The following is an 18,417-nucleotide window of genomic DNA, read 5'->3' as shown; positions in this document are numbered from 1 at the left end:
CCGCTATGGCCGACCTCATCGAACGCATCCTGATTGGTTACGGTTCGGAGTCGGGCAACGCCCGGGCGCTGGCGATGCGCCTGGGCGAGCAAAGCAGCCTGCAACCCTACCGCCCCATGGTTAAAGAACTCAACGCCATCCAGCCCGCCGATGTGGGCGAGCGTGACATCCTGTTGATCGTCTCGAGCTCATTTGGCGACGGCGAACCGCCCGCCAACGCCGAGCGTTTTTCCGACGCGCTGGCGCAATGGCCGGATCGCCACCGGTTGCGCTACGCCATCTTCGGTCTCGGCGACACCGCGTACCCGCATTTCTGCGGCTTCACGCAGGCGCTGGATGCGCGCCTGACGCAATGCGGCGCCCGCACCATCGTCAATCGCGTCGACGCCGACGTTAACTTCGAACCGTTCTTCGCAACCTGGCTGACGACGCTGGAGAAGGTGCTGGCCGGTGATGCCCAGGCCGGCCGCGATTTGCATCTGCGCGTGACCGCCTACGGTGAAGACCATGCGTTCAGCGCCGCCCTTCTCGAACGGCGGCCGCTCAGCGCACGCACGCCGCAGGCCTGGCATCTGCGGCTCAATATCGCCGGCAGCGGCATCGTTTACCGGGCGGGAGATACCGTCTATCTGTTGCCGGAGAACGACGAAGGATTATTGACCCGGCTGGTTGACTGGCTCGGCAGACCGGAGGCCGCCGACGCGCTGCGCCGCCGGGAGCTGCGCCAACTCAGCAAAACGACGCTGCGCGAACTGGCGCAATTGGCCGACAGCGAAGATCTCAAAGGCTTGCTCAAGATCCGCCAGCGCAAAGCCCTGGAGAGCTATCTGTACGGCGCCGATCTGCTGGACGTGCTGCACGATTTTTGCTCGTCGCAGACGGTCACGCTGGAGAATCTGTTGGCGCTGCTGCCCGTTTGCCTGCCGCGCGCCTACTCCATCGCTTCGGCAACGCGGGAAGAGAGCCTCGATCTGTGCGTGCGCGACGTACATTATGAACGCGGCGGCCGCACCCGGCGCGGCACGGCGACCGGCTGGCTGCTCAACCACCCCGGCCCTTTCCGCCTCTTCTGCCGCGCCAACCCCGGCTTTTACCTGCCGCGCGATACCACTGTGCCGGTGCTGCTTATCGGCACCGGCACCGGCATCGCGCCCTTGATAGGCTTGCTGCGCGAAATGGCCGCCCAGGGCGAACAGCGCGAAACCGTGCTGATCTTCGGCGAAAAACGGCGCGATGAAGATTTTCTGTATCACGAGGAATTGGCTGCGCTGAACGCGGCGGGCGTGCTCACGCGGCTCATCACCGCCTTCTCGCGCGACGCCGCCGCCAAATACTATGTGCAACATGCGATCGACGACCATGCCGATGCCATCAGCGGCCTGCTGCGGCGGGGCGCCCATGTCTACCTGTGCGGCAATCGCCAGTATCTGGAACATGCCGTGGCGACGGCGCTGGAGCACGCCTGCGGGGCGGAAAACCTGTGGCAGACGCTGATTGAGCAGCAGCGCCTGCACCTGGAACTCTATTGAGACAGGGTGGCGTTCATCGTTCCGCGCGCAGCAGCAAGGAGACGATGAACGCGCCCCCGAGCCCCGCCGTAATGATGCCGATGGGCAGCTCCTGATTGGGGATCAGGCTGCGGCTGAGCATGTCGCCACCGGTCAGCAGCATCGCCCCCAGCAGGCCGCACATCGGCACGGACAAGCGGTGGCGCACGCCCACCAGGCGCCGGGCCAGATAAGGCACCATCAGCCCGACAAAACCGATCACGCCCGTCAGCGAAACGAGAAACGCCGTGGACAGTGCGCAGCACAGAAAGGTCTCGGTGCGCAGGCGCGCCACGTTGACCCCCATCGAATGGGCGGTTTGCTCGCCCGCCAGCAACGCGTCCAGCGCCCGCCAACGCAGCGCCGTAAACCCGGCCAGCAGCACGAAACTCACCAACGGAATGAACAGATTATCCCAACGCGCCAACCCCAGCCCGCCCAGCGACCAGAACAACACCGAACCGGCCGCCCGCTGATCGCCGGAAAACACCAGGTAGCTGGTGAGCGCGCTGAACAAAAACGAGACCGCCAGACCGCAGACGATCAGCTGCTCGGCGCGCCTGACCCGGCTGACGCGAAACAGGATCATCACCGCCATCGCGGACAAAACGCCGCCGGCGAAAGCGGACAGCGGCAACGTCAGCGCGCCCAGCGCATCGCCAAAGCGCGTGATGACCAGCACCGCGCCGGCGGAGGCACCGGAGGAGAGCCCAAACAAAAAAGGATCGGCCAGCTCATTGCGGGTGGTGGTCTGCAGCAGCGCGCCGGTCATCGCCAGCCCGGCACCGGTCAAGGCCGCCAACAAGGCCCTGGGCACCCGCAGTTGCACAACGATAGTGTCCAGCATGCCGGAAAGGGGCGCCGAACCGAGTCCTAACGCCGCAAACGCCTGCCGCCATGACAGCGCAACGCTGCCCAGCTGCAGGCTCCAGATCATTAACCCGCACAATACCGACAGCGCCAACGGCGCGAGCAGCATAAATCGCCGGGTCGGCGAGTTCATTCAGCCTCCGGCGCGTACAGCGCCCGCGCCAGCTTTTCCACCGCGCCGATGTTGGCCGGCCCCGGCGTCAGCTCCGCATACTGCAGTTTCAGATAGCGGTGGTGCCGTACGGCAGGCGTCAATTTCATCAACGGGTGAGACTCGAGGAAGCGCCGCAGCGCATCGGCGCCTGACCCGGTCTGATAATCCAGCAGAATAATGAAGTCGGGCTCGGCCGCCGCCACCGCCTCCCAGGACGCCGTCGTCCAGCTCGCCGGCAAACCGTCCATCACGTTGCGGCCGCCCGCCGCTTCGACGATCGCCGTCGGCATAGCGTATCTGCCGCTGGTGAAAGGCTTCTCCTCCCCCGAGTCATAGACGAACACTTTAAGCGGCGGCTGGCCCGCCGGCCTGGCGGGAAGCGCAGCCAACCGGCGCTGCCAGCCCGCAACCAGCGCGGTGGCCTCTTGCTGCTTGCCGAAAATCTTGCCGAGCTTCAGCTCATCGTCATACAGCAGGTTCATATCGGCCTTTTGCGGCCGCCCGCCGGCCTGTACGCAGCTCTCGCTCAGCACCAGCGTTTTGATGCCGAACGGGGCGAGCTTCTCCGGCGTGACGTCGCCGCCGATCTTCATGCCGTAATTCCAGCCGGCGAAGAAAAAGTCCGGCTGCGCTGCCAGCAGCGTTTCCAGAGCAGGATATTTCGGCGCCAGTTCGGGAATGGCGCCCATCGCGGCCTTGAAGTCGGGCGTCAGTTTGTACCAGCCGGTGATGCCGGTCAGCCCGACAATGCGATCCTGCAAATGGAGCGCAAAGGCCATCTCGGCCATATTGATGTCGTTGATGACGGCGCGTTGCGGCGCCTGGTTGAAGGTGACCGGCGTACCGCAGCTTTCTACGGTGACGGGAAATTTTTCGGCCGCCGCCGCCCCGCCGGCCAGCAGCAGGAGCAGGGGGAATACGCGTGTGTTCATGTTTCTCTCTGGTTTATCAAGCGCAATGGGGAACGTCAAAAATACGCAGCGTTTTCCCGCTGACGGGGTGCGCCACCTTGAAACTGTTCATGCCGAACACCGGCAAAATCACCGGGGTCTGCAACACCGCCTCGGGCGTACCACAGGCTACCTGGCGGCTTTCGTTGAGCACCAGGATCCGATCGGCAAACGCCTCTGCCACGGGCAAATCGTGCAGCACTGCAATCACGGCAATGTCTTTATTTTTCACTAACGACAGCAGCGCCGAGCGCCCGGGCGGATCGAGGTGATTGGTCGGTTCATCCAGCAACAACAGATCGGGAGACTGCGCCAACGCCCGGGCCAGTGCAGCACGCTGACGCTGACCGCCCGAGAGCCGCCCCAACGGGCGGTGCCTGAGCGGCGCCAGCCCGGTTTCCCCGATGGCCTCGTCAACAATGCGCTTTCCCGTCGCAGAGCGTTCGCCATGCGGTAAACGGCCCAACGCCACGTAGTCCTCAACCGACAGCCGCAAATCCGGCAGATCGTTTTGTGCCAGAAAGGCGATGCTTCTGGCACGTTCCGCCGCCGGCCACTCGGACAAGGCGCGCCCTCGCCAGTAAATGCCGCCGCTGTCCGGCCGCGTTTTGCCGATCAGGGCGCGCAACAGGCTGGACTTGCCGCTGCCGTTAGGACCGATCACCGCCAGCTTTTCACTGGAACGGAGCGCGAAATGGATGTTGTCGAGTATCAATGCCCCGCCGTGGCCGGTCAGGCTAACTCCATCAACGCGGAGGGTGTCGTGAATTGAATTCATTATGCGTCAATTGTTATATTATAACATATCAATATTTTTACCACGATTCCGCGCCTTCTGCAAAAGCGAATCGCAACCTCTTTTGCCGCACGCGCTGCGTGCCGCGAGACTGGGAGCAAGCCGCGCCCCTGCGTCAACACTGCGCGGCAAAAGCAACATAGCACACCTTTTAATTAATGATAATGATTTTCATTATCATTTGAATCATTGTGATTTCCGATTGCACGCACCGCTGAACTTGGTTATGTTTGAAGCGATTAGTTTTATTTTCGGTTTGCAGGAACCCCTATGACTCCGTTGGCGCACAGCACAGATCCGACTCTTACGACCGCTCCGGCCGTCGTTTTGCTGTGTGCTTCCTCTGCCCCACCCGCCGTTTCCTCTGTCGTTTCAGCGGTTGCCGCTTACCCGCCACGCATTGTGGTTGTGCGCTAAGCCACACCGACTTTTACCTCCGGCTTATTGATCTGTTGCGTTCAGGCGTAGACCGCCGCGCGCGCCGGAGCCTGTAATTTTCACGACAGGTGAAATTGATATGCGATTCCCTTCTCTCTGGGCCAATGCCGGCCTGGCTACGCTGTTCGTCCTGCTTTGGAGCAGCGGCGCGATCTTCTCCCGTTGGGGGTTGGAGCACGCCTCCGCCTTCGCTTTTCTGTTCTTCCGCTGCGCCATCGCGCTGGCGGTGCTGTTGGTCATCGGCCTGTGGCAGCGCCAGTGTCTCCCCGCCCCCGGCACCCGCTGGCGCGTCGTGCTGATCGGCGTGCTGATGATCGGCAGCTATCAAATCTGCTATCTGCTGGCGCTGGAACAAGGTATTACGCCCGGCGTGCTGGCGACGCTGCTCGGCGTACAGCCGATCCTCACCCAGTTCATCACCGAGCGGCGTTGCACCGGGCTGCGGGCACTCGGCTTGGCGCTGGCGATGGTCGGGCTGACGCTGGTGGTGTACCAAAGCCTGATGGTGGCCCACTTCTCGCTGAGCGGCATGCTGTTCGCCTTTATCGCGCTGGGCTGCATGACCGCCGGCACCCTGCTGCAAAAAGGCATGACGCAGCCGCCGCTGGCGGTCTTGCCGCTGCAGTATGCCGTCGGATTATTGATGTGTACGCTGGCACTGCCGTTTGAGCCGCTGCGGGTCGAATGGCGGCCGGCGTTCGTGCTGCCGCTGCTGTGGATGGCGGTGGTGATCTCGGTGCTGGCGACGTTCTTGCTGTATCGCCTGATCCAGCGCGGCAACCTGGTGCAGGTCACCAGCCTGTTCTACCTGATCCCGGCGGTGACCGCCCTGCTGGATTACCTGCTGCTCGGCCACGCGCTAGCCGCGCTGAGCCTGCTGGGCATGGCGGGCATCGTGCTCGGCGTGATGCTGGTTTTCCGCCGCGCATAAAAGCAAAAGCCCCCGCGCCGTTCCACCGGCGCGGGGGCAACAACAGCCGTTAACTCAGAACAACCAGGAACCGTACCCCCACAGCAGCACCGTCACCCCAAGCAGCAGCTCGAGCAACAGAATGCCGATGGCGAAGGTCGAGCTGGAGAAGATGAACCCTTCCTTACTGTCGATATTCAGGAAGTGCGGGATCCCCAGATTCAGCAGATAGCCCGAATAGCACAGGCCGATAATGCCGACAAACAGACACAGCCAGACGACCGGATAGAGCGCCACAATCCCGCTGAGGAACATCGGGGTCGCCACGTAGCCGGCGAACACCATACAGCGGTGCAGGCTTGGGCGCGATTCATAACGCCGCGCCATCCAGTGAATGACTTTCCCCATGGCCGCTACGCCTGCCAGCATCAGCAGGTAGAACGCCACGGCGGTATAAAACGCGGTAAACATGTCGAGCCTGATGGCATGTCCCTCGCCGGAGAGCCAGCCCAACTGGGTGGTGCCGATAAAGGCGCAGACCACCGGGATGGCTGCCAAGAGCAACACGTGATGGGTGTATAGGTGCGAGACGCTTTCATTCTCGCTTTTGATCTGTTCGAACTCGGCGCTGGGATGCGCCAGAAGTCCCCAAACATGACTGACCATGAGACACCTCCTATCTCGCCGTAGGCCGCGATCGGCGAACGAATTTCACACCTCCGACGGACTGCTACCCGTGCGAGGATTGCGGCCACGGGGCTCTCTCCCCTGTACTAATTATAGTCTTTCGGCGAAAAAACGTGCGGAAAGCGCAACGCCGCAGCGCTTTGTCTTATACTCCCACCATAAAAACCAGGCTGCGAGGAAGGTCATGTCATCCGTAATCACCACCCGTCAGGCGGGGATCGTCGACGTCGACGCCGGGCGCAACGTTACCGTTGTCGAGCCCTGCAATCTTTACGGCTGCCGGCTCGGCGACGATGTCTTCGTCGGCCCGTTCGTCGAGATCCAGCGCCACGTCAGCATCGGCGCGCGCAGTAAAATTCAGTCGCACAGCTTTATCTGCGAATATGTCACCCTCGGCGAAGCGTGCTTTGTCGGCCACGGCGTCACCTTCGCCAACGATCTGTTCAAAGAAGGCGCGCCCAACGCCGATCCGGCCAGTTGGGGGCGCACGCGCATCGGCGATCGGGTGTCCATCGGCTCCGGCGCCACGATCCTGGCGGTAGAGATCTGCAACGACGCGGTGATCGGCGCCGGGGCGGTGGTGACCCGCGACATCACCCGCAAGGGGATCTACGCCGGCAACCCGGCGCGTCTGCTGCGGGAGCTGCCGTAATGAACCCGGCCATCCGCATCGCGGCCATTGAGGCGCTGCCCGACGATTATCTGACGCGCGGCGATTTCAGCTTCACCATCGCCTGTTACGCCCTGCCGCAGTTCGACAGCCCGGTCGACAGCTGGCCAACCCGCCCGGTGGCGCCATTTCGCAAACGCTATCCCTTGGCGCCGTTCGCCAACGAAGACAGCGTGACCTTCCTGGCGTATCGTCAGAACGACGCCGTTGGCCATATCACGCTGAGCAAAAACTGGAACGGTTACACCCTGATCGACGAGATCGCCGTCAGCGCTCATGCGCGCCGTCAGGGCATCGCCGGGGCACTGCTGGACTGCGCCAAACGGTGGGCGCGGCAGCAGGAAACCTCAGGTATGATGCTCGAAACGCAGAACAACAATCTGGCGGCCTGCCGCTGTTACCAGCATTACGGGTTTATCCTCGGCGGCATCGACCGTTTGCTGTACCGCGCCGAACCGGAGATCGCCGATCACGAAATCGCGCTGTTCTGGTATTTGCCGTTCAATAGCGAAATCGGTTACTGATTTATCGATTGCCATTGAGGTGATGTTTACTTTTTAACCCCTACCATCGGATGAGAACTGTTATCACTTACTCTGATAAGCCAGCGACACCCAGGGAGGGCCGTATGAACAAGAACAAGGCTGTTTTACTGATGTTAGCTATCGCTATGAGCGGATGCGCCGAACGCTCCACCACCGTCGCCCCCGCGACGCCGCCGACCGACGTCACCGTTTCGCCGCCGGGCGTGCAGCCGGAGATGGACGCCAGCACCCGCAGCAAGCTGCGTGAGATCCTCGCGCTGCGCGCCGGTTGGCCCGCCGCGCAGCCGCATGGCCGCACCGTCGATTTGATTTCGCGCGAGTTTCTCGGCACGCCGTATCTCGCCAACCGTCTGATCGGTTCGCAGAACACGCCCGAGCAGCTGGTGATCGACTTCCGCGGACTGGATTGCTTCACCTACATCGATTATGTGGAAGCGCTCAGCACCGCCCGCAGCGAAGCCGAGTTCGTTCAGCGCCTGGTAGACATTCGCTACGTCGACGGCAACATCGCCTTCCCGCAGCGCAAACACTTCTTCACCGACTGGGCGCAGCGGCCGAAAAAAGTGGCCGAAGACATCACCGCCCAGCTCAGCCCGCACGCCGTCACCCTCGTGAAAAACCTCAATCAAAAGGCGGACGGCAGCAGCTACCTGCCCGGCTTGCCCAACGTGCAGCGCAGCGTCACCTACATTCCCAGCGACAACGTCGACGACAAGGTGCTGGCCCAGCTGCGCACCGGCGACTACATCGGTATTTACACCAACCTCGCCGGGCTGGACGTGACCCACACCGGCATCTTCGTGATGACCGACCATGGCCCGGTGCTGCGCAACGCCTCCTCGCGCAAGGCCAACATGCAGGTCGTCGACTCACCCTTTATGGATTACGTGATGGCTACGCCAGGCATCGTGGTGCTGCGTTCGCTCAGCCGATAATCACCGCCGCATAACGGCTATAAGCTATAGCCGTTTATGCTGAACGAGCGTTTGACTTCACCGGCGGTTCAGGCTTAGCTGTAAGGACAAAAACCAACTGATTTTATTGTTTTTTTCAGGGAGACTTCGATGACCTTACGCTGGCGTATCACCCCTCTGGCGGCGGCCTTCGCCGCCGTATTGGCGCTTCAGGGCTGCGATCAAAAAACCGACCAAAACCATATCAAAGTCGGCGTCATCAACGGCGCGGAACAGGACGTGGCGGAAGTCGCCAGGCAGGTGGCGAAAGAGAAATACGGGCTGGACGTCGAGCTGGTCGGCTTCAGCGGTTCGCTGCTGCCGAACGACGCCACCGACAAAGGCGAACTGGACGCCAACGTGTTTCAGCACCGCCCGTTCCTCGAACAGCAAAACAAAGATCACGGCTATAAGCTGGTGGCGGTCGGCAATACCTTCGTGTTCCCGATGGCCGGCTACTCCAAAAAGATAAAATCGCTGAAAGAGCTGCCGGACGGCGCGGTGATCGCCATCCCGCTCGATCCGACCAACCTGGGGCGCGCCCTGCTGCTGCTGGAAAAAACCGGGCTGATTAGCCTGAAGCCTGGCAAAGGGTTGCTGCCCACCGCGCTGGATATCAGCGCCAACCCGCATCATTACAAGATCATGGAGCTGGAAGGTGCGCAGCTGCCGCACGTGTTAGACGATCCGAAAGTCACCGTCGCCGTCATCAGCACCACCTACATCAACCAGACCGGCCTGTCGCCGACCAAAAACGGCATCTTCATCGAGGATAAGGACTCGCCGTACACCAACATCATCGTCACCCGCGAAGACAACAAGGACGCGCCAAACGTACAGAACTTCATCAAGGCCTATGAGTCGGACGAAGTCGCCAAAGCCGCCGAGAAAATCTTCAACGGCGGCGCGGTGAAAGGCTGGTAAATTCGGCCACCATCAAGGCGGATTCTGCGCACGAATCCGCAATATTTCACTTTCATTCCCCGTTTCCTTACGCCACACCTTTCTCTAAAAGCAAAACGCCCGCATGCTCATTCCTCCATAACACGGATTGTTCACAACAAAGGAGTGTATCGATGCCGATCAAATTTGCCCCCAAGGTCGGGGAAATTCTCGAGTGCAACTATGGCAACTATCCCCTATCAGTCTGCCAACCGCATGAAGCCGGCTTTTATGATGGCCACATTCCACCGGAAATGGTGAAGAACCGTTTAGTTGTTGTGTTAAACGGCAAAATTAACGGCAACGCCTGCATTATCGTACCGCTGTCGACCACCAGAGATTCGAACAAGATCGAACGGGGATTGCACATCGAAATTACGCGTGAACTCATCGAAGATATGAGATTCTTTCATCCGCAAACGCGCTGGGCAAAGGGCGATCTGGTGCAGCAAGTCAGCCGCCAACGGCTGAACAGAGCCCGTAAAGAGAGAGGCTTTCTTACCCAGTGTCTGTCGCGCGAGCTTGTTGCTGACATACAACGCGCCGTCATTAAGTCGATCAATGCCAAAAATATGCTGTTCTGACCAGTACGCTGTTGTTGACAAAACAGACAAATCAGGTGAAATTGTCGCCGTAGCCGATAAAGGCCCTTATGCTATACCCTCCCTTTCAGGGACCTGCGAAGCCCAGCCATCCAGCTGGGCTTTTGCCTCTCTGGCGCCCACCGATTTTTAAAACGTCACCTTTTCTTCCCGCTCTTGACCCTTACGTGGCGTCAGGCTTTAGTATCCCGGCACGCACAAGGGAGGAGCTACATATGTTATTGAAAGTCGGCGAACTGGCGCGCCGTTCCGGCATTACCGTTCGCACACTGCATCACTATGACAGCATTGGTTTGCTGGTCCCTTCTGCGCGTTCCGACGCCGGTTATCGTTTATACAACCGGGCTGACATCACCCGCTTGCATCACATCCAAGCGCTGCGCCGGATGGGCGTTTCGCTGGCGGAAGTCGGGGCAATTCTCGCGCGTTCAGGGCCAGCGCTTCCGGCGGTGATTGAGCAGCAGATCGCCATGTTGGAGCAGCAGTTGGCACAGATCGCCGCATTGCGCGGCCGGCTGCAGCACATGCATGCCCAACTTTCCGCCGGGCACGAACCGGAACTGAACGACTGGCTGACTACGTTGGAGTTAATGACCATGTACGATAAATACTTTACCGCCGATGAGCTGATGCAACTACCATTCTACCAAGCTGATCCCACCCGCAATCAGGAATGGGCTGCATTGGTGAGCAGCGTGGGACAACTGATGGCGGAAGGCATCGAACCTCAGGCGCCACAGGCTCAGGCGATGGCACGCCGCTGGATGCTGATGCTGGAACGCGACACCGCCGGCAACCCGGCCTTTCTCACCCGGCTGAACGCCATGCACGCCGACGAACCGTCGATGCGCGAACAGACCGGCATTACACCGACGATGACGGACTACATCACCCGCGCCTTTGCCGAAACCAAGCTGGCTGTCTATCAAAAATACCTGTCGGTGGAAGAGTACGCCTATGTGCGTCAACACTATTTCACCCGCCTGCAGGAGTGGCCGGCTCTGATCGCTCAATTCCATCAAGCGATGAACGACGGCATACCTGCCGATTCGCCGGAGGCGGTGCGATTGGCGGCCGATTGGCTGGCGCTGTTCCAATCCTATGCCGGCACCAACCCGGCGACGCAGATGAAGATCCGTGAAGCGATGGAACGGGAACCCTCGCTGACCGAGGGCACCTGGCTGACTCCGCCGTTGCTGGCCTATCTGCGCCAGGCCGTGGCCCGGCTGATGCGCGGCTGAATAGCTCATAGGATTTTCTTATCTCACCATAAGAAAACCCGATTTATCCCGGCGGCGAGCGGCGCGCATAATGGCGTTTATCCGCTGATTTCCAAGGTAAACAGGCATTACCATGACGCTCTCCGCTCCCGTACTCAGCCTCCTCGATGCCACGCCGGACGATATGGCCGCCGTGCTGCAAATTTACACTCACCACGTGCTGTACGGTGCCGCCTCGTTTGAAGAACAGCCGCCGACCTTGGCGGAAATGCAGCTGCGGCTAGGCAAGGTGCGGGAAGCCGGGTTGCCCTGGCTGGTGGCGAAAAGCGAAGGCCGTGTTATGGGCTACTGCTATGCCACGCCATATCGCCCCCGGCCGGCCTATCGCTTTACCGTAGAAGACTCGGTGTATATCGCCGAAGGGCAACAGGGGAAAGGCGTCGGCAAGGCGCTGCTGAGCGCGCTGATCGCCCGCTGCGAGCAAGGCCCCTGGCGCCAGATGCTGGCGATCGTCGGCGATTCCGCCGCCAACCACGGCTCGCTGGCGCTACACCAGTCGCTCGGCTTTACCAGCGCCGGAACGTTAAAGGCCGTGGGGTTCAAACTGGGGGAATGGCGTGACACGCAGATTATGCAGCGCGCGCTGGGTGACGGCGACAATCGGCATCCTTGAATGCATGGCGACGCACGATAGGAAGTTAGCGTCTATAGTGAAGAGGGATTTCATTGAGTTAGCGCCAATCGCGCACGCCATCTAACCGGTAAGGGAGAAGTGAATGAAAATTATTCTGTGGATTGTCGCCATCATCTTCATCGTGGGTTTGTTGACGATTACCGGCGTTCTCAAACTGATCTTTTAATCCGTCTCATACGTCCCGCCCCTTCCGGGGCGAGACTTTTCATCATGCCTTGAAACGCGTGCGTACCGCGCCCAGCGCCGACACCACCGCCAGCACCACGCCGCCGGCCACCAGCCCGAATGCCACGTTCAGCAGTGCCGGAACCACACCCTGCAAAAGATGGCCAAACGTCGGCACCACGGTGGTGTACGAGGCCCAGTCTTCGAACAGGTGATGCACCGGCGGCAGGCCGTGGGTCAGGATGCCGCCGCCGACCATAAACATGGCAACAGTGCCGACGATCGACAGCATTTTCATCAGATAAGGCGCGGCGCGCACGATGCCGCCGCCGAGGGAGCGCGCCACTGCGCTGCGTTTGCGGCTCAGATACAGCCCCAGATCGTCCAGCCGAACGATGCCGGCGACGATGCCGTACACGCCGAGCGTCATCACAACGGCGATGCCGCACAAGACGATCACCTGCTGGCTAAAGGTGGCGCCGGCGACGGTGCCCAAGGTAATGGCGATAATCTCGGCGGACAGCACGAAGTCGGTGCGTATTGCCCCCTTCACCTTGCGCTTCTCATAAGCCGCGGCGTCCTCATTGGCGCCGGGCCCGTCCGATTTTTCCTCTTGCGCCGCCTTGCCGTGGCTCAGGCTGTGAAACACCTTTTCGAACCCTTCGTAACACAGATAGGCGCCGCCCACCATCAGCAGCGGCGTAATCGCCCAGGGCGCGAAGGCGCTGATCAGCAGCGCCAGCGGCACCAGGATCGCCTTGTTGATCAGTGAGCCTTTGGCGACGCTCCACACCACCGGCAGCTCGCGGTCGGCTTTAACGCCGGTGACCTGCTGCGCGTTGAGCGCCAGATCGTCCCCCAGCACCCCGGCGGTTTTTTTCGCCGCCATCTTGCTCATTAACGAGACATCGTCCAGCAACGAGGCAATGTCGTCGATGAGGGTAAGTAAGCTACTTCCTGCCAAAATAATTCATCCTTTTCATATTCACGGGCCGTTCTATGTTTAGCATAGCGGTAAAACATCATGAAAGGATATGGGAGGATCTCGGAAAATGCCGGGCGGGCGATTGCCGCCCGGCGCCGGCGTTAAAGCGCTACGCTGCCCAGGATGAAGGTGACGGTAATCACCGACAGCAGCGTCGTCCAGGTGATGATGGAGGCCATCGCTTCATGATCGCCCCCCATTTGCCGCGCCAGGATATAGGCGTTGCCGGCGCAAGGCACGGCGGAGTAGAGAATGGCGATGCTGGCCGGAACGCCGGTGGCGCCGAAATAGTGCACCAGCGCAATGGTAATCAGCGGCATGGCCACCAGTTTCAGCACGGTCGCATAAGAGATGGAAACCAGCTTGCGAATATGCATGCTGACGATCAACCCTGCGCCGACCGACATCAGGCTCAGCGGCGTGGCGGCGTTGGAGAGATAAACGAACAGCTGTTTAAGCGCGCCGGTGATGTGCAGGTTGCACAGGTTCATCAGCACCCCGAACAACGCGCCGATGATCAGCGGGTTTTTCGTCAGCGCCAGCAGCGCGCCGCTCAGGCTTTTCTTGCTGCCGGTGCCGTAATGGTTCATCACCAACACGCTCATGATGTTGGTCAGAATGATCATATAGGCCACGAAGAAACCGGACAGCGCCACCCCCTCGCTGCCGAACAGCGATTGCGACAGCGCGATGAATACATAAGAGTTATATCTGACTCCGCCCTGAAAAATGGAGGTAAACAGATCGGCCGACGTATTGAAAAACAGTTTGCCAACGAAAATAATCAACGCGATGGCCAGCGTGGAAACTATGGTCGCCACAACGGGATAAAAGCTGTCCGCGCCGCTAAAATCCGCCTCGCTGATATCCAATATCAACAGCGCCGGAAAAAACAGGTAATAAACGAATTTGTCTGAAAAGCCCCAAAATACGGCAACGTCTTTAACATAGAGCTTTGACAAATAGCCCAGCACGATTAACAAAAAAATCGGTAATATAGAAAGAAAAACGTTCAGCATGAATAATAACCTTAAATCGAGAAAATGCGCTCTTCAACCTGATTGAGGTTGCGGTGATTCCACAAGCTTGCCGAAATGAAGACGCGTTGTACCCAGCGCAACGGCGTATCTCTTTCATCGAAAGATGGCGTGAATTTATCGCGTGAATGCAGCGCAAAACGGTTATCGATATACACCAAATCGCCCGGGCAAATATCGATGCCGATGGCATTTTCTTTCACCAGCCCGTAGAAACGCTCCAGCGCGGCTTCCGCTCGCGGCGTGCTGGCGGCAATCATGCCGGGATAGAAAACGGCGCTCACATCCGGCAGAACATGGTTTTGCGAAATCAGCGGCACCAGCGCGGTTTCTTCGCGCCCGGCCTGCGTGGACTGGCGCCAACGGTATGGCAGCTTGATGCTGTACAGCGGGCTGGCCAGCGTTTCGACGTCCTCGCGGCTCAGTTGAGCGATAGCCAAACGCGAATCGGAGATACGCGTCATCGGGCTGTGCGGATCGCGGCGCACGCCGGCTAACAGCAACCCCATCGGCGAGACGTTGAACTGCTCCAGGTGTTTCAGGGCCGCATTTTCAATATGGAAATCCAATTCAACATCGAACCCCAGACCGGTATATTCTTTTTTGGCTTCGCGTTTGGGGATCAGATTATTAATCAGTTCTTTCCCTTCGAAATACATCGAATAGGGTTCACCAATTAGCGAAGAGATGCCGACCAACAGGTTTTCACTGATATTCCCTGATTTGGCCGAAGGCGTATATTGGTTCGGACAAGGGGAAAAGAACACTTCTTTATCCACCGGCACATTTTTTAAAATAAGATAAGGCCGTGGTTTGATTGACGCCTTTTGCTGGCTTAATGCAGCGCTTAATCTGTGGGGTAAGTGGGTGATCATGGCCGAACGTATAGCGTGAATATACGCATCACCGCCGGCGGGATCGTAAGCAATTTTATCTAATGCCGAAAATAACTCGTTTCTTTCCTGATCCGTCAATTGAAAGACGTTTTGGTAATCCATCCTGAGCATTCCTTGACAATAAGAATATCATTAGCAGCCTAATGAAAGCGGCAGGATGTTAACATTATACAATCAAATTCATAAAGATTTATTAACTAATTTCGTGATCTTAATCACCACTCCTCCGTCCAGTTAGCGGTGGAGAAGAAGTGATTAATAAACAAACAGCTACGCGCATACGTCTCAATCGGATGCGATAGCGAATACGCCCGAGAGATAGCGCAGGACATGACCGTGGGCCTCAAATACGCACGATAAATGCGTGCTGCCCTCAAGCAAGCCAAAGGCAACATGCGCACTGCCATGCTGTTCAACGAAACGCTGCATCGCTTGCGCATTGAACAACTCGTCCTGCGCGGCCGCCAGCAGCAAAGTCGGTAATCGCAGCGCCGCCAGTTGCTTGGCCGGGGCGCGAGGCGTCAAGGCGTTAGCCATATTGACACTGTATTGGCAGACAAAATCGGGGGCGGCGGCCAGCACGGCTGGGGGAAAATTCAGGCTGACCGCCCGAGATTGCCCGAACCATCGCCCACCGCTGAGCGCATTGGCGACAAACGGCCATTGGCGCACCTGAGCAAAACGGGCCGCCGCCGCCAGATCGCGGGCCATCCCGGAAAATGGACCCAGCTCGGGCGCCAGCATGATCAGGCTGTCCGCCTGCTGCTCGCAAGGGTAACGGGTCAAGTAGTTGAGCAACATGCCGGCGCCGCTCGAATGGCCAAGCAGGTGTCTGCGCGCCAGCGGAAACCGGCGGCGCATTTCTGCCAGGATGATATCGACATCGCGCCAAATACGCTCAGGCCGCTCAACCGTCCCCCGCTCTCCCCTGGAATCACCATGTCCGCGAATATCGACCAGACACACCGCGAGCGTCGGCTCGGCGGCCAGCTGGCGCGCAAGGACGTCATACCCGGCGGCGCTGTTAACCCCGCCGCCGTGATACACCACCATCACGTCTGCACTCGCGGCAGTTTGCCGATACAGGCGATAGCTCAATCCCTCAACGCGACCGGACAACATCTCCACATGCCCGCCCGGCCACTCGCCGTAAGACTTCGCTTGCTCAACATAGCGGTCAAAATCAATCAAAGCGCACCTTTCCATGAATATTGTCGGTATTTCCTACGGCAAAGCTCCTCGCCAAAATGGTTATAACAATATGAAATAACAGCAGTAATTACCATTCTTTTGCACATTCTCCCTTAGCGTCAGGGCAGATCGCCCGCCGGCACATTGAGCTGCCAGGAAAGGCCGAAACGATCGTTGAGCCAGCCGAAACGGGCGCTGAAGCCGTAGTCATCGAGCGGCATCAGCACCTTGCCGCCCTCCGCCAGCCGGTGGAACGCCCGCTCCAACGCTTCTTCGTTAGGCAGGTTGATGAACAGCGACACCGCCGGGGTGAAGCTAAAGTCATGGCTGATCGGGCTGTCGATAAACACCAGGTTCTGCCGATCGAAATCGATGGCAGCATGCTTGATCAATCGCCGGCCGTCCGGCGTCGGGTCGTAATGCTGTACCTGCATGAGCCGAAAACGCTCGAACACCTGGCTGTAGAGATCGATCGCCCGCTGCGCCTCTCCCTGGAACATGACAAAGGTCGAAACCTGACTCATAACATCCCCTCCGGCAAACGTTGTGGTATTAATGGAGGATAGCGGATTACCGTTGAAGCGGCGGAAAGGAGCAACCATGAGCATCATTCATCGCCTGGCGCAGCCGGACGATCTCAACGGCCTGTTAGCCTTGTATCGCGAGCTGCGCCCGCAGGACGCGCCGCTGCGCGCCGACGATGCGCGCCGAACCCTGCAACGCCTGTTGGACGATCCGGCGATCCGTCTGGTGGTGGCGGCGAAAGAAGATCACCCGATCGCCACCTGCATGCTGGCGCTGATCCCGGGGCTGGCACACCAGGCGCAGCCGTTCGGTGTTATTGAGCATGTGGTGACGGCGGAGCCCTATCGCGGCCACGGCGTGGCGCTCGCGATGATCGAATACGCGCTGCAGCTGGCCTGGCGCAAGGGCTGTTACAAGGTGATGCTGCTGTCGGGGCAGCAACGCACCGGCGCGCACCAGCTTTATCTCAAAGCAGGTTTCGACGGCGATCGCGAGCGGGGATTTGTCATCAGGCGGCCCGAGGGCCGATAGCGGCCTGCTGCAAATGAGCAGGCCGCCAGGCGGGTCATTCGGTGGCGTTTTTCGCCAAGCTGGCGTCTTTTTGGCGACGATAGTCGCGGGCGGCGGCCGGGATCGGCGTCACCTTGCCGGTTTCGATCCAGCTGCGCAGCCGGTTGGCGTCGGCGAAGTGGGTATATTTGCCGAAGGCGTCCAGCACCACCAGCGACACCGAGCGGTTACCGATCATGGTGCGCATCGCCAGGCAGTGGCCCGCCTGGTTGGTGAAGCCGGTCTTGGTCAGCTGGATGTTCCATTTCGGGTTGTACACCAGGTGGTTGGTGTTGCGGAACGGCAGCGTGTAGTTCGGGTCTTTGAAGCTGGCCATGCGCTCGGTGGTGGTGCTGAGCTGGCCGATCAACGGGTATTGTTTGGTGGCGATCAGCAGCTTGGTCAGATCGCGCGCCGTCGACACGTTATGAATAGAGAGCCCGGTCGGTTCCACATAATGGGTATTGGTCATGCCGAGCGCCCTGGCCTTGGCGTTCATCGCTTTGATGAAGGCGTTGTAGCCCCCCGGATAGTGGTGCGCCAGGCTGGCGGCCGCGCGGTTTTCCGACGACATCAGCGCGAGCAGCAGCATGTCCTTGCGGCTGATTTCGCTGTTCAGCCGTACCCGCGAATACACCCCTTTCATCTCCGGCGTCTGGTGGATGTCCACTGACAGCATCTCGTCGAGCGGCAGGTGCGCGTCCAGCGTGACCATGGCGGTCATCAGCTTGGTGATCGAGGCGATCGGCACCACTTCATCCGGGTTGCGCGCGTACATCACCTTATGGGTTTGCATATCGACAACCATCGCGCTGCCGGAGGCCAGCTCCGGCTGGGTGGCGTGTACGGCGGCGTTGTCGCTGGCCAGCGCGCGCGGCGCAAAGCCTGCGCCCGCCTGCAAAGCGAGCAGGGTCAGAACCAAAACACGTATTTTCACAGGCATTACTCTGAAATGGGGGCTTGAACTCAGCGAATTATATGTGAGGGTTCAGCGCTTGGCACTGGGATTGTATGGCGGATTTGTGACAAATTCTGTCGGCCGAAAAACGACGCAGCCCGCGGGCGCTCTGGGATGAACGCCCGCGTAGAAA

Annotated in this window: 22 protein-coding genes; 12 read left to right on the top strand and 10 right to left on the bottom strand. The window is 59.6% G+C overall.

What is annotated here, in order from left to right; genetic code table 11:
* Positions 1-5 precede the first annotated feature (5 nt).
* Complete coding sequence (locus tag ACJ8IL_RS05275; protein ID WP_442516381.1) at positions 6-1,529, top strand: flavodoxin domain-containing protein; 1,524 nt, start codon at positions 6-8, stop codon at positions 1,527-1,529.
* Between the two features lie 13 nt (positions 1,530-1,542).
* Here the strand turns inward: ACJ8IL_RS05275 and ACJ8IL_RS05270 are convergent, their stop codons facing one another.
* From ACJ8IL_RS05270 to ACJ8IL_RS05260, 3 genes are read right to left on the bottom strand one after another with little or no spacing between them, the layout of a single operon-like run.
* Positions 1,543-2,550, bottom strand: coding sequence for a FecCD family ABC transporter permease (locus ACJ8IL_RS05270; protein WP_141970221.1), 1,008 nt, complete (start codon positions 2,548-2,550; stop codon positions 1,543-1,545).
* Positions 2,547-3,503: an ABC transporter substrate-binding protein gene (locus ACJ8IL_RS05265; RefSeq protein WP_442516380.1), complete on the bottom strand. Its 957-nt coding sequence runs from the start codon at positions 3,501-3,503 to the stop codon at positions 2,547-2,549. The genes ACJ8IL_RS05270 and ACJ8IL_RS05265 overlap by 4 nt, the downstream gene beginning before the upstream one ends.
* A gap of 16 nt (positions 3,504-3,519) precedes the next feature.
* Positions 3,520-4,236, bottom strand: a complete 717-nt coding sequence (locus tag ACJ8IL_RS05260) for an ABC transporter ATP-binding protein (protein ID WP_442516425.1) — start codon at positions 4,234-4,236, stop codon at positions 3,520-3,522.
* A 64-nt stretch (positions 4,237-4,300) separates the two neighbouring features.
* On the opposite strand from ACJ8IL_RS05260, the gene ACJ8IL_RS05255 reads away from it, so the two are divergent.
* Positions 4,301-4,591 carry a hypothetical protein gene (locus ACJ8IL_RS05255; RefSeq protein ID WP_197780737.1) on the top strand — a complete coding sequence of 97 codons (291 nt, stop codon included), beginning with the start codon at positions 4,301-4,303 and terminating at the stop codon, positions 4,589-4,591.
* A 243-nt stretch (positions 4,592-4,834) separates the two neighbouring features.
* The gene (locus ACJ8IL_RS05250) at positions 4,835-5,686 is read left to right on the top strand and encodes a DMT family transporter (protein ID WP_099816723.1); all 852 of its coding nucleotides are present in this window, start codon (positions 4,835-4,837) and stop codon (positions 5,684-5,686) included.
* A 54-nt stretch (positions 5,687-5,740) separates the two neighbouring features.
* On the opposite strand, the gene ACJ8IL_RS05245 is transcribed toward ACJ8IL_RS05250, so the two are convergent.
* A complete protein-coding gene (locus ACJ8IL_RS05245; protein ID WP_025301967.1) occupies positions 5,741-6,331 on the bottom strand; it encodes a Yip1 family protein in 591 nt (196 codons plus the stop codon).
* Between the two features lie 205 nt (positions 6,332-6,536).
* Between ACJ8IL_RS05245 and ACJ8IL_RS05240 the strand changes: the two genes are divergently transcribed.
* From ACJ8IL_RS05240 to ACJ8IL_RS05205, 8 genes are all read left to right on the top strand, one after another.
* Positions 6,537-7,004: an acyltransferase gene (locus tag ACJ8IL_RS05240; protein WP_025301966.1), complete on the top strand. Its 468-nt coding sequence runs from the start codon at positions 6,537-6,539 to the stop codon at positions 7,002-7,004.
* Positions 7,004-7,546, top strand: coding sequence for a GNAT family N-acetyltransferase (locus ACJ8IL_RS05235; protein ID WP_025301965.1), 543 nt, complete (start codon positions 7,004-7,006; stop codon positions 7,544-7,546). Before ACJ8IL_RS05240 ends, ACJ8IL_RS05235 begins: the two co-directional genes overlap by 1 nt.
* A 104-nt stretch (positions 7,547-7,650) precedes the next feature.
* Entirely contained in the window at positions 7,651-8,502 is an 852-nt protein-coding gene (locus ACJ8IL_RS05230; RefSeq protein WP_060432639.1) for a DUF1460 domain-containing protein, read from the top strand.
* Positions 8,503-8,631: 129 nt separating this feature from the next.
* Positions 8,632-9,444 carry a MetQ/NlpA family lipoprotein gene (locus ACJ8IL_RS05225; protein ID WP_442516379.1) on the top strand — a complete coding sequence of 271 codons (813 nt, stop codon included), beginning with the start codon at positions 8,632-8,634 and terminating at the stop codon, positions 9,442-9,444.
* Between the two features lie 152 nt (positions 9,445-9,596).
* Positions 9,597-10,046, top strand: a complete 450-nt coding sequence (locus ACJ8IL_RS05220) for a type II toxin-antitoxin system PemK/MazF family toxin (RefSeq protein WP_004939660.1) — start codon at positions 9,597-9,599, stop codon at positions 10,044-10,046.
* A 233-nt stretch (positions 10,047-10,279) separates the two neighbouring features.
* A complete protein-coding gene (locus ACJ8IL_RS05215; protein WP_025301962.1) occupies positions 10,280-11,305 on the top strand; it encodes a MerR family transcriptional regulator in 1,026 nt (341 codons plus the stop codon).
* Between the two features lie 112 nt (positions 11,306-11,417).
* Positions 11,418-11,957: a GNAT family N-acetyltransferase gene (locus tag ACJ8IL_RS05210; RefSeq protein ID WP_025301961.1), complete on the top strand. Its 540-nt coding sequence runs from the start codon at positions 11,418-11,420 to the stop codon at positions 11,955-11,957.
* A 103-nt stretch (positions 11,958-12,060) separates the two neighbouring features.
* Positions 12,061-12,144 carry a membrane protein gene (locus ACJ8IL_RS05205; protein WP_016928643.1) on the top strand — a complete coding sequence of 28 codons (84 nt, stop codon included), beginning with the start codon at positions 12,061-12,063 and terminating at the stop codon, positions 12,142-12,144.
* A gap of 42 nt (positions 12,145-12,186) precedes the next feature.
* On the opposite strand, the gene ACJ8IL_RS05200 is transcribed toward ACJ8IL_RS05205, so the two are convergent.
* From ACJ8IL_RS05200 to ACJ8IL_RS05180, 5 genes are all read right to left on the bottom strand, one after another.
* Complete coding sequence (locus tag ACJ8IL_RS05200) at positions 12,187-13,107, bottom strand: DUF808 domain-containing protein (RefSeq protein WP_141997509.1); 921 nt, start codon at positions 13,105-13,107, stop codon at positions 12,187-12,189.
* A gap of 122 nt (positions 13,108-13,229) precedes the next feature.
* The gene (locus ACJ8IL_RS05195; RefSeq protein WP_025301959.1) at positions 13,230-14,147 is read right to left on the bottom strand and encodes an AEC family transporter; all 918 of its coding nucleotides are present in this window, start codon (positions 14,145-14,147) and stop codon (positions 13,230-13,232) included.
* A gap of 11 nt (positions 14,148-14,158) precedes the next feature.
* Positions 14,159-15,163: a TauD/TfdA family dioxygenase gene (locus tag ACJ8IL_RS05190; RefSeq protein WP_025301958.1), complete on the bottom strand. Its 1,005-nt coding sequence runs from the start codon at positions 15,161-15,163 to the stop codon at positions 14,159-14,161.
* A 183-nt stretch (positions 15,164-15,346) separates the two neighbouring features.
* Positions 15,347-16,252, bottom strand: a complete 906-nt coding sequence (locus ACJ8IL_RS05185) for an alpha/beta fold hydrolase (RefSeq protein WP_442516378.1) — start codon at positions 16,250-16,252, stop codon at positions 15,347-15,349.
* Between the two features lie 119 nt (positions 16,253-16,371).
* Positions 16,372-16,776 carry a VOC family protein gene (locus tag ACJ8IL_RS05180; protein ID WP_049203833.1) on the bottom strand — a complete coding sequence of 135 codons (405 nt, stop codon included), beginning with the start codon at positions 16,774-16,776 and terminating at the stop codon, positions 16,372-16,374.
* Positions 16,777-16,852: 76 nt separating this feature from the next.
* Here ACJ8IL_RS05180 and ACJ8IL_RS05175 point away from each other — a divergent pair, with 76 nt between their 5' ends.
* Positions 16,853-17,308, top strand: coding sequence for a GNAT family N-acetyltransferase (locus ACJ8IL_RS05175; RefSeq protein WP_025301952.1), 456 nt, complete (start codon positions 16,853-16,855; stop codon positions 17,306-17,308).
* Between the two features lie 34 nt (positions 17,309-17,342).
* Here the strand turns inward: ACJ8IL_RS05175 and pbpG are convergent, their stop codons facing one another.
* The gene (gene pbpG, locus ACJ8IL_RS05170) at positions 17,343-18,269 is read right to left on the bottom strand and encodes a D-alanyl-D-alanine endopeptidase (RefSeq protein WP_442516377.1); all 927 of its coding nucleotides are present in this window, start codon (positions 18,267-18,269) and stop codon (positions 17,343-17,345) included.
* Positions 18,270-18,417: the final 148 nt, after the last annotated feature.

It is taken from the genome of Serratia sp. CY47444 (assembly GCF_052168635.1).
GTDB lineage: Bacteria > Pseudomonadota > Gammaproteobacteria > Enterobacterales > Enterobacteriaceae > Serratia > Serratia bockelmannii.
Note: the sequence above shows the minus strand (reverse complement) of the source record. Positions and strands in the feature narration are given on the sequence as shown.